12 protein-coding genes are annotated in these 10713 nt (G+C 62.0%); 4 read left to right on the top strand and 8 right to left on the bottom strand.

Features of this window, described 5'->3' with window-relative positions; all coding sequences use genetic code 11:
• The 3 genes from NKG99_RS12160 to NKG99_RS12150 form a co-directional block, all read right to left on the bottom strand.
• On the bottom strand, positions 1 to 214 hold a 214-nt coding region (locus NKG99_RS12160), incomplete at its 3' end, for a transposase family protein (RefSeq protein WP_352867673.1).
• A 384-nt stretch (positions 215 to 598) separates the two neighbouring features.
• A complete protein-coding gene (locus NKG99_RS12155) occupies positions 599 to 1534 on the bottom strand; it encodes a heme o synthase (protein ID WP_352867670.1) in 936 nt (311 codons plus the stop codon).
• A gap of 81 nt (positions 1535 to 1615) precedes the next feature.
• Positions 1616 to 1996 carry a c-type cytochrome gene (locus tag NKG99_RS12150; RefSeq protein WP_352867668.1) on the bottom strand — a complete coding sequence of 127 codons (381 nt, stop codon included), beginning with the start codon at positions 1994 to 1996 and terminating at the stop codon, positions 1616 to 1618.
• Between the two features lie 517 nt (positions 1997 to 2513).
• Here NKG99_RS12150 and NKG99_RS12145 point away from each other — a divergent pair.
• Both NKG99_RS12145 and NKG99_RS12140 read left to right on the top strand, forming a co-directional pair.
• Positions 2514 to 2777: a hypothetical protein gene (locus tag NKG99_RS12145; protein WP_352867665.1), complete on the top strand. Its 264-nt coding sequence runs from the start codon at positions 2514 to 2516 to the stop codon at positions 2775 to 2777.
• Positions 2778 to 2904: 127 nt separating this feature from the next.
• A complete protein-coding gene (locus NKG99_RS12140; protein WP_352867663.1) occupies positions 2905 to 3336 on the top strand; it encodes a cupin domain-containing protein in 432 nt (143 codons plus the stop codon).
• 83 nt (positions 3337 to 3419) lie between these two features.
• Here NKG99_RS12140 and NKG99_RS12135 read toward each other — a convergent pair whose 3' ends face one another.
• Positions 3420 to 3875, bottom strand: coding sequence for a carboxymuconolactone decarboxylase family protein (locus NKG99_RS12135; protein ID WP_352867661.1), 456 nt, complete (start codon positions 3873 to 3875; stop codon positions 3420 to 3422).
• A 273-nt stretch (positions 3876 to 4148) separates the two neighbouring features.
• Between NKG99_RS12135 and NKG99_RS12130 the strand changes: the two genes are divergently transcribed.
• The gene (locus tag NKG99_RS12130) at positions 4149 to 4907 is read left to right on the top strand and encodes a copper homeostasis protein CutC (RefSeq protein ID WP_352867658.1); all 759 of its coding nucleotides are present in this window, start codon (positions 4149 to 4151) and stop codon (positions 4905 to 4907) included.
• Positions 4904 to 5401: a GNAT family N-acetyltransferase gene (locus NKG99_RS12125; RefSeq protein ID WP_352867655.1), complete on the top strand. Its 498-nt coding sequence runs from the start codon at positions 4904 to 4906 to the stop codon at positions 5399 to 5401. Before NKG99_RS12130 ends, NKG99_RS12125 begins: the two co-directional genes overlap by 4 nt.
• Before the next feature lie 42 nt (positions 5402 to 5443).
• On the opposite strand, the gene NKG99_RS12120 is transcribed toward NKG99_RS12125, so the two are convergent.
• The 4 genes from NKG99_RS12120 to NKG99_RS12105 all read right to left on the bottom strand — a co-directional run bounded on the left by NKG99_RS12120 (position 5444) and on the right by NKG99_RS12105 (position 10591).
• A complete protein-coding gene (locus NKG99_RS12120) occupies positions 5444 to 6466 on the bottom strand; it encodes an acyltransferase family protein (protein WP_352867652.1) in 1023 nt (340 codons plus the stop codon).
• Positions 6467 to 6721: 255 nt separating this feature from the next.
• Positions 6722 to 7519: an FAD binding domain-containing protein gene (locus tag NKG99_RS12115; RefSeq protein WP_352867649.1), complete on the bottom strand. Its 798-nt coding sequence runs from the start codon at positions 7517 to 7519 to the stop codon at positions 6722 to 6724.
• 116 nt (positions 7520 to 7635) lie between these two features.
• Positions 7636 to 9984 carry a xanthine dehydrogenase family protein molybdopterin-binding subunit gene (locus NKG99_RS12110; protein WP_352867647.1) on the bottom strand — a complete coding sequence of 783 codons (2349 nt, stop codon included), beginning with the start codon at positions 9982 to 9984 and terminating at the stop codon, positions 7636 to 7638.
• A gap of 106 nt (positions 9985 to 10090) precedes the next feature.
• Complete coding sequence (locus NKG99_RS12105; protein WP_352867644.1) at positions 10091 to 10591, bottom strand: (2Fe-2S)-binding protein; 501 nt, start codon at positions 10589 to 10591, stop codon at positions 10091 to 10093.
• Between the last annotated feature and the right edge of the window lie 122 nt (positions 10592 to 10713).

Raw genomic sequence — 10713 nt, 5'->3', positions numbered from 1 at the left:
ACCGGCGCAAGAGATCAAGCTTCTTGTCACCAAAGCGGGCGATGTCGGTGATGGTTTCCGCCCCGGCGATCACCGCCACAAGACATAGCAGCAGCACCTCATCCAGCGGATATCTTACCTTCGCACTCTGCCGACCATCAGGCAGATCCTTGAAATGACCCAGAAAAACAACCGTTTCCGACAACGCACCGGCATCGCAAGCCACATCGTCCATCCAAAGCATCCTCCAAAGAATCAGATGCTCTCGACAGATTCAGCTCCTAAACCCCTTGTCACGCGTTAACTCACCCGATTGCCCTGTCGGAAGAGCTCCGACGGCTAGCTCTGGTGGTCCTTTTTCGATATTCTCACGCGGCGCCGCGCGTCCTTTTTGGGCGCGCAAAGGACGCTTTGCCCGCGCTGACGGGTCAAAGGTGAAGCCATGGACGGAAGGACGCTTCTCATACTCGGCCTTGGCATAGTCGCCCTGCTGATCCTGGGATTCTGTGCAATACCATCGTGATCGCGGAGCCGCTCCTGGCGTGCAATGTCTTCAATACACAATTATCGACCAGTCCCTCTCGGCTCGTCAGGTAATCCAAGAACAGCGGTCACGCCGTCAACCTCCGACTGGCATGAACGCCCGCATTGCGATGGTGTCGGCAAGCAGCATGGCAAAGATCGCGAAAAGATAGAAAATCGAGAAGGCGAACAGCGCCTTGGCAGTCTTCATCTCCGCGCCTGGAGCGATCAGGACCTTCCAGGCGTGCCAGATGAAACCTGCGCCCAATGCCGCGGAAACAAGTCCATAAAACACGCTCGTGAATCCGAACGCCCACGGCAGCACGCCGATTGGCGCCAAGAGCAGCGAATAGGCGAGTATCTGTTTTCTGGTCGACGCCTGGCCGGCCACGTTCGGCATCATCGGGATGCCGGCAGCCGCGTAGTCGCCGACCTTGAACAGCGCGAGCGCCCAGAAATGCGGCGGCGTCCACAGAAAGATGATCAGGAACAGGATGACGCTTTCGATGCCGATCCCGCCAGTGGCGGCCGCCCAGCCAATGACAGGAGGAAGGGCACCCGCCGCGCCGCCGATGACGATATTCTGCGGCGTCAAGCGCTTCAGCCACATCGTATAGATGACGACGTAGAAGAAGATGGTGAAGGCCAGCAGCGATGCGGCAAGCCAGTCCACCAGCACGCCGAGCGTGATGACCGAAAGCGCCGAAAGCACCAGGCCGAAGCCGAGAGCTTCACCCGGCGTGACGCGGCCCGACGGAACCGGCCGCTTTGATGTGCGCGACATCAGCGCGTCAATGTCCGCGTCGTACCACATGTTGAGGGCCCCGGCCGCTCCTGCTCCGATCGCGATCGCACCGATTGCAATCAAGGCAATGACCGGATTCATCACGCCAGGCGCCGCCATCAGGCCAACGAAAGCAGTAAATACGGCAAGCGCCATGACCCGCGGCTTCAAAAGCGCGAAGAAATCGCCCGCCGTCGCTTCCGAGAGGCGGATGCCGGTCTCCTTGAGGCGGCTTTCCCTAGTCGACATCTCAGACCGATGGAAGCAGGCAACCTAATGCAAGTCGCTCAAAAGTGGCCCGGTTTTTAGACGCATTGCGGAGGAGCCAGGTCACTGGGAGAACGTTTTCAGATAGGCAATGACGTTGGCCACGTCCGCATCGTTCTTGAGGCCGGGAAACGCCATCTTGGTCCCTTTGACCATGGCCTTGGGGTCGTGAAGATAGGTCGTCAGTGTTGGCTCGTCCCATTTGACGCCGGATTTGCCGGCCGCAATCATGGCATCGGAATATTTGAAATCCGGATGCGTACCGGCGGTCCGGCCGATGACGCCGTGCAGCGATGGACCGATCTTGTTCTTATCCTCGTCCGCGATGTGGCAGACCTTGCATTTGGTGAAGACCTTCTCGCCAGCCGCAGCGTCCTGAGCCTGCGAAGGATTGGCGACGAAGGTTGCAACAGACATGACGGCGAAAAACGCGACCAAGCGCATGACTTTTTCCTCCCTTATCGTCAAATGTGCCTGAGATGATCCGCGCATGCCGGTGCCGACAGAAATGCGCCTTTCACGGCAGGACGGATTGTCCGCTTCTCCCATATGGATTGCGACACCTATCTACCACAGAATCTGGCCGGCCGGTAGAAGAGGCCTCGGGCTGATCCAGCGCATCGTCAATGATGTCGCGACGCCGGGCGGCCGCGTTTTCGCCGGAGCAGGCATATGGCCTTGCCTCGGCTTCGGCGATCTCGTTAGGATTTCTTGTCTCCGTTTGGATTGGGTACCGGTGCCTCTCGCACGTCTCGCGGTGGCGGATCGACATGTTCAAGTTCTGACGGTGCTTCTTTGTCGCGACGATAGACAGGTACCTTCTTCGGTTCGTGCCTCGGTGGCGGTTCCTTGATCGTGTTGGACATGATCCAGTTAATCGGATCGCCGGTCTCTTGTTCCGTTAGGGAGCCAAAAAACTGGAAGCCAGAGGAACCGGGGGCGTTGAAGAGCGTTCTGTCGCATGCTGAAGAAAATCGCCCTCGCCGCCGTGCTGGTCCAGGTTGCCATCTTTTCGGCTCTCACAACCCAAACGGTCCTTTTCGCGTCCACGGCCAACCAAGCTGCCGACGCGCGGCCGGGCGACCCTGTCTCGGTCACCGGGGGAGAATGCGCCAAGGCGACGTGGCCAAATATTCCCGATCCCAATATTCCCGATCATTGCCTTGAGCGGATTGAGGCGAGGAAACTCATCACGACAACCTTAGTGATCGCCGGGCAACAATAGCCGGCCGTTGCAGGGTGGATCGATCTTGCAAAGCCCGCGGGACGCGAGCCGCCAGTTCTTCGCCCGAGGCCACGCCTTGCGTACGGCCGACCACCGCGCGATGCTGTCGCCGAGGCTGGAGCGAGTCATGCGAAAAATTCCGGTGCCGATGCTGCTGCTCTCAGCGGCCTTTTCCGTAAACCCGGCTTGGGCGCTGGACAGCAGCGGCACGCCCGTCGTCGTGACGCCCCTGGCGTCCCGCACGACGACCGCGTCCGGCCAGCCGATCACGCTGCCGCGGAAAAACGTGCAGGTGCTGGTGTCGACCTATGACATCGCGCCGGGCGCGAACTTGCCAGTCCACAGACACCCCTTCCCGCGCTACGCCTATGTCCAGGCCGGCACGCTGAAGGTGACCAATGTCGAGACCGGCAACAGCAACACATACAAGACGGGCGATTTCATCATCGAAATGATCGGCCAGTGGCATCAGGCCACCAATATCGGTGATATCGAGGTCAAGCTGCTGGTAGTCGATCAGGTCGAGGAAGGCGCCAAGAATACGGAATTGCGCCGGTAGCGGCTAGGTCCGCGCCCAGCGGCCGGGAGGCGGGGAGCCATGCGCCGCGCATAACCGCACCGTCGTGCGCCCCTCCCCGGCGCCTAACCCCAGGCACCGACCATCTGCCGTGTCGTGGCGTTGAGCCGGTTGAAGGCGTTGATGAGCGCGATCTGGATGACCAGCGCGGCAAGCGCCTTTTCATCATAGTGCCGGGTGGCCTCGTCCCAGACATCGTCCGGCACCGCGTCCGGCCGGTCGGCGAGCCGTGTGCCGGCCTCGGTCAGCGCCAGGGCAGCGCGTTCGGCGTCGGTGAAGTAAGGCGTCTCCCGCCATGCTGCGAGGGCAAAGATGCGCTCGTCCTTTTCGCCGGCCTTCTTCAATTCACGCGCGTGCATGTCGACGCAGACGGCGCAATTGTTGATCTGGCTGGCGCGCAGATGGATGAGCTTGCGCGTCACGTAGGGCAATTCGGCCACCTCCGTCGACTTGTCCAGCGCCAGCAGCGCCTGCACGGAGCCGGGAATGAGCACCACCGGGTTCTTGATCCTTGCTTGCATGGTCTTTCTCCTTTGAAGTGTTTCGTCAGGGCGTCTTTTGCCGGCCCGGATGCCATGCGTCCGGGTTTGCGAGTTTGAAACGATTGTCGGCCGCGCCGCGCTGCTCACGCCAATCAATAACCATTCGGCTATGGATTAACCAATAACTCAATGGTTATGAGACTATCAAGCGGGGAAATGCCGCCTGGCCCAAATGGCGGCGCGCTGTTCGCGCTTTCGCACCAACCGGCCCGATGCTAGGGCTGACAGCGACATCATGGATAGGATCGCCCCTTGACCAGAGAAAATCGCCTGCCGCTGATCGAAATCTGTGTTGAAGGCATTGACGGCCTGCTGGCAGCGCAGGCTGCCGGCGCCGACCGGGTCGAACTGTGCGCCAGCCTCATTGAAGGCGGCATCACGCCGAGCCTTGGCACGGTGCGCGCCGCCCTCGACCAGGCAAGCGTGCCGTTTCACGTCATGGTGCGGCCGCGCGGCGGCGATTTTCTCTACAGCGACACCGAATACGCCTCGATGCTGGCCGATGTCTCGGCACTGCGCGAACTCGGCGTGCCCGGCGTGGTGTTAGGCTGCCTGAACGCCGACGGCACCATTGACGAGGCGCGCATGAGCGAACTGACGCAGGCCGCCGGCTCCTTGAACGTCACCTGCCACCGCGCCTTCGATATGACGCCCGATCCGGCAGAAGCGCTGGAAGCGCTGATCCGCAGCAAGGTCGGCCGCGTGCTGACCAGCGGCCAGCGCGACACGGCAGTCGAAGGCGCTTCACTCCTGGCGGATCTGGTGCAGCAGGCAGGCGATCGCATCGTCATCCTCGGCTGCGGCGGGCTCGATCTCGGTAACATCGCCGACGTGCGCGGCAAAACCGGCCTGTCCGAAATGCATTTCGCCGCCCTCAAGGATGTGCCGAGCGCCATGGCCTATCGCAATCCCCATGTCGGCATGGGCGGCTCCGATCTTGACCGCGAATACCGCAACACGCTGACCGATATACCGCTGGCGGCGGCGACCATCGCGGCAGCCAAGGCATGAGCGCGACCCCCGCCCCGATCAGCCGCGTCTCGGCCGAAGACGAAGCGGCGATCCTGGCGCTCAACAACGAGCACGCCGCCGAATTGTCGTGGCTGGAGCCAGAACGGCTATCCTTCCTTCTCGGCGAAGCATTTTACGCGCGCCGCATTGGGGACCTCGAAGCCTTCATCATGACCTTCGACCAGGCCGCTCGTTACGACAGCCCGAATTTCTTGTGGTTTCGCGAGCGCTACGAGCGCTTCGTCTATGTCGACCGTGTGGTCGTGGCGGCGAAGGCGCGCGGCCGCGGCCATGCCCGCCGGCTCTATCAGGACCTGTTCGGCCATGTTGAGCGCGCCGGCCACGCGCTGGTCACCTGCGAGGTCAACACCGACCCGCCCAATCCCGCCTCGGATGCCTTCCACGCCGCGCTCGGCTTCGTCGAGGCCGGCGACGCCGTCATCCACGGCGGCAAGAAAGCGGTGCGCTATTACGTCAGATCGTTGCACGCATAGAGGGCGAGCGCGCCACAAGACGGCCTGAACGGCCCTATTGCCTCACCAGTTGCGGTTGAGCCATTCGCGCGCCGGGCGCTCGATGACGTAGTAGCTGCAGAGCGCGCAGGCGAAGACGCCGGCCAGCATCGGAATCGGCGCATTGCCTTGTTCATGGACGAATCTGTAGAACGGCTGCTGCCACAGATAGAGCGAGTACGACCACAGCCCCAGCGTTGCCATCGGCCAGGACGACAGCAATCCGGAAAAATATCGGGGGCTGAAATCGAGCACATTGACAGCCAGGGCCAGCAGCGGCACCGCGAAGAGATAATGGATCGGCGTCGGCACCGGATCGAGGAACAGCAGAACGGCGCAGATCGATGCCGCCAGCGCCACATGCTTGCCCCTCAAGACCGCCGGCAGCCTGCCATCGGCCTTGAGCAGGCAGATCGAAGCCGACAGCAGGATCGATGCGATGTGCACATCGGTGCGCCAGTACGTGGTTTCGTAATCCATCCCGAAGACCCAGTACGAAACCGCGCCGTTGGCCATGGCAAGCAAGGCCAGCGCCAGGAGCAGTACGACGACGCGAGAGCGACGCGAGACGATGACGCTGATCAGCGCCAGCATGATATAGGCGTGCTCTTCGATGCAAAGCGACCAGATATGGTCGAGCGCGCCAGCCCGCGTAACCAGAGTGCCGGCATAATTGTACGTGAATGTCAGCGCCGTCAGCGCCGCCTTCCATTTGAAGGCAACGAAGGTGCTGGAGAGCGCAATCATCGCGACGATCACGAAAACCAGAAGCGCCGGATAGATGCGGGAGAACCGGCGTTTGAAGAATTTCTTCAGTGGATAGCGTTCGATGAACAGGATCTCGCCCATCAACCGGCCGCTGAGCACGAAGAAGAATTCGACGCCCAGCACCCCGAGATTGATTCCGGGGACGGGGAAAAAATGGCCGATCAGGACCAGGGCGATCGACAGGCCGCGCCAGCCGTCGAGATAGGCCAGTCTTGTTCTGGCCGGTCTGTCGGCGGCGGACCGGTACGGAACGACATACGTCGCGGAGGTGTCGGTCATACCGATCCTTTCGCATTGGCATGCGAAAGGGCACGGCAGTAGACCCCGAACCCGGCTCGCATTCCCGCCCAGTCCATATTGCAGCGCAAGATAAATTTGTGCAAGTGCGAGATTGCCGCCGGATCAGTTCCGGGCGAAGTATCGGCCGGAATTGCTTCAAGGATTGGCGCGCGCCGGTCTTCCACCCGGCAGATGCGGGTCGCCACACAAAAAAGGGACCGCATTGGCCCCTTTCGTTACGCCTGAGTGCTGGCGTCAGGCGTTGGCGGCAGCCACCGCGCGCTTGGCCATCACCGCGATCAGATGGGCGCGATAGTCGGCCGAGGCGTGAATGTCGGTCATCAGATTCTTCGCCGGCACCTTCACGCCATCGAGCGCCGAGGCCGCGAAATTCTTGGCGAGCGCGGCCTCGATCTCCTTCGAGCGGAAGACGCCGTCGTCGCCGGCGCCGGTGACGGCAACGCTGACGCCATCCTTGCCCTTGGCAACGAACACGCCAACGATGGCGTAGCGCGATGCCGGATTGCGGAATTTTTCATAGGCCGCCTTGGCCGGCGCGGTGAAGGTGACGGCGGTGATGATTTCGCCATCCTTCAACGACGTCTCGAACAGACCCTTGAAGAACTTGTCCGCCGCGATCTGGCGCTTGTTGGTGACGATGGTGGCACCCAACGCCAGCAGCGCCGCCGGATAATCGGCCGCCGGATCGTTGTTGGCGATCGAGCCGCCGATCGTTCCCTTGTGGCGCACCGCCGGATCGCCGATCAGCGAAGCCAGATAGGCAAGCGCCGGACAGGCCTTCTTCAGCTTCTCGTCACCGGCAACGGCGTGATGCGTGGTGGCAGCGCCGATGGTCACTGTCTTGCCCGACACCTTGACACCCTGCAGCTCCTTGATCCGCGACAGGTCGACTAGGTCTGAAGGCGCGGCGAGCCGCGTCTTCATCGCCGGGATCAGCGTCATGCCGCCCGAAAGCAGCTTGGCGTCGCCCGTCTTGATCAGCTTGGCGGCATCGGTGACCGAGGCGGCACGGTGATAGTTGACTGAGTACATTTGTCTTTCTCCCTTGGGTGAAAGAGCGAATAGGGAGTAGCGAATAGCGAATAGGATCTGTCCCGTCGCACCGCCGTCTCTGCCCTATTCGCTACTCCCTATTCGCTATTCGCTTTTCAATGTTTCGTCGCGCGGATCGCTGCCCACACGGTGGACGGCGTTGCCGGCATGGCGAGTTCGTTGCTGCCGATGGCGTCGGTGATGGCATTGATCACCGCCGGCGGCGAGCCGATGGCGCCGGCCTCGCCGCAGCCTTTGATGCCGAGCGGATTGCCCGGGCACGGCGTGTTCGAGGTCGAGACCTTGAATGACGGCAGGTCGCCGGCGCGCGGCATGGTGTAGTCCATGTAACTCGCGGTCAGCAGCTGGCCGCTGTTGTCATAGTGGGCGCCTTCCAGCAGCGCCTGGCCGATGCCTTGCGCCAGTCCGCCATGCACCTGGCCCTCGACGATCATCGGATTGATGATATTGCCGAAATCGTCGGCGGCGACGAACTGGACGATCTCGGTCATGCCGGTTTCCGGGTCGACCTCGACCTCGCAGATGTAGCAGCCGGCCGGGAAGGTGAAATTCGACGGATCGTAAAAAGCCGTCTCCTTCAGCCCAGGCTCCATGCCGCCCGGCAGATTGTGGGCTGTGTAGGCGGCGAGCGCCATCTGGAACCACGGCACGTTCTTGTCGGTGCCGGCGACTTTCAGCGCGCCGTTCTCGATGACGATATCGCCCTCGTCGGCCTCGAGCAGATGCGCCGCGATCTTCTTGGCTTTGGCCTCGACCTTGTCGAGCGCCTTGACGATCGCCGACATGCCGACCGCGCCCGAGCGCGAGCCGTAGGTGCCCATGCCCATCTGCACCTTGTCGGTATCGCCATGCACGATCGAGACAGAATCGAGCGGCACGCCGAAGCGCTCGTTGACCAATTGCGCGAAGGTCGTCTCGTGGCCTTGGCCGTGGCTGTGCGAGCCGGTCAGCACCTCGATCGTGCCGACGGCATTGACGCGCACCTCGGCACTTTCCCAAAGGCCGACACCGGCGCCCAGCGAACCGACCGCCGCCGACGGCGCGATGCCGCAGGCCTCGATGTAGCAGCTCATGCCGATGCCGCGCAGCAGGCCCTTCTTGGCGGCGGCGGCCTTGCGCTTGGCAAAGCCGGCATAGTCCGACGCCTTCATCGCCGCGTCGAGCGAAGCCGCGTAGTCGCCGGCGTCATAGCACATGATGACCGGCGTCTGGTGCGGGAACGAGGTGACGAAGTTCTTGCGCCGCAACTCGGCGGGTGAAACGCCGAACTGGCGCGCGGCGGTCTCCATCATGCGTTCCATGACGAAGGTGGCTTCCGGCCGCCCTGCCCCGCGATAGGCATCGACAGGCGCGGTGTTGGTGTAGATCGCCTTCACATTGGCGTGGATGGCCGGGATGTTGTATTGGCCCGACAGCAGCGTCGCATAGAGATAGGTCGGCGTCGCCGACGAAAACAGCGACATGTAGGCGCCAAGATTGGCTTGGGTTTCAACCTTGAGGCCGAGGATCCTGTGGTCCTTGTCGAAAGCCATTTCGGCATGGGTGTGATGATCGCGGCCATGCGCGTCGGTCAGAAAACTCTCGGTCCGGTCGGCCACCCATTTGACCGGCACGCCGGTCTTCTTCGAGGCCCACAGGCAGACGATCTCTTCGGGATAGATGTAGATTTTCGAACCGAAACCGCCGCCGACATCGGGTGCAATCACGCGCAGCTTGTTTTCCGGCGCGACGTTGTAGAAGGCGCTCATTACCAGCCGCGCCACATGCGGGTTCTGCGAGGTCGTCCAGCAGGTGTAGTGGTCCTCGGCCTTGTCGTAATGGCCAAGGGCCGCGCGCGGCTCCATGGCGTTGGGCACCAGCCGGTTGTTGATGATGTCCATCTTCACCACGTGGGCTGCCTTCTCGAAGGCCGCCGCCGTGTCGTCGGCATTGCCGATGTCCCAGTCGAAGATCAGATTGTTGTCGGCCTCGGGATGGATCTGCGGCGCGCCCTTGTCCATCGCCCTGGAGGCATCGACGACGGCCTTCAGCTCCTTGTAGGTGATCTCGACCGCTTCGGCGGCGTCACGCGCCTGCCCCTTGGTCTCGGCGACGACGATAACGACGGCATCGCCGACATAACGGACCCTGTCGAAAGCCAGTGGCGACCACGCCCCCATCTTCATCGGCGAGCCATCCTTGGAGTGGATCATCCAGCCGCAGATGAGGTTGCCGATGCCGTCGGCCTTGAGTTCCTTGCCGGTCAGCACGCCGATAACGCCGGGCATGCCTTGAGCCTTCTTGACGTCGATCTTCTTGATCTGCGCATGCGCGTGAGGGCTGCGCACGAAGGCGGCGTGCTTCATGCCGGGAACCACCATATCGTCGACATAACGGCCGGCGCCGGTGATGAATCGTTTGTCTTCCTTGCGCGCGACCCGAGCGCCTACACCTTCAATGCCCATCAGAAATTCCTCCCGGTGAATAGTGAATGGTGAATTGGTGAATGGTCGAAATGGAGGAGGAGCCCGCGGCCACTCTACTCACTATTCACCATCCACTATTCACCCCTTAGGCAGCCTGTTTCGCCTTGCCTTTCGACGCCTTGGACATCGTCTTCGATGCGGCGAGGATCGCCTTGACGATGTTGTGGTAGCCTGTGCAGCGGCAGATGTTGCCTTCGAGCTCGGCGCGCACCGTCGCCTCGTCGAGGCCTTCGGGGTGGCGGCTGATCATGTCGGTCGCCGTCATGATCATGCCCGGCGTGCAGAAACCGCACTGCAGCCCGTGATGTTCCTTGAAGGCGGCTTGCACCGGATGCAGGTCGGCGCCATTGGCCAGGCCTTCGATCGTCACCACGGTCGAGCCGGAGGCCTGCACGGCGAGCATCGTACAGGATTTGACCGCCTTGCCGTCGACATGGACGACGCAGGCGCCGCATTGCGAGGTATCGCAACCGACATGCGTGCCGGTAAGGCCGAGATTTTCCCGCAGGAAGTGAACCAGAAGCGTTCGGTCCTCGGCAGCACCGCTGACCCGCTTTCCGTTCACCATCAACGAAATGTCCGACATGGTCCCTCCCTGGGTATCAACCTTGGTCATCACGTTGCCGACGCGGTGTTGGCACGTCGGCCACGCGTTATTCGTACACCGCACAACGCACAAAAAACAGCAGGTCGCAAACGCCGCACATT

Origin of the sequence: Mesorhizobium sp. M1409, from assembly GCF_040317535.1 — a bacterium.
GTDB lineage: Bacteria > Pseudomonadota > Alphaproteobacteria > Rhizobiales > Rhizobiaceae > Mesorhizobium.
The sequence above is the reverse complement of the archived record's forward strand: the minus strand, read 5'-3'. Positions and strand labels throughout refer to the sequence as shown.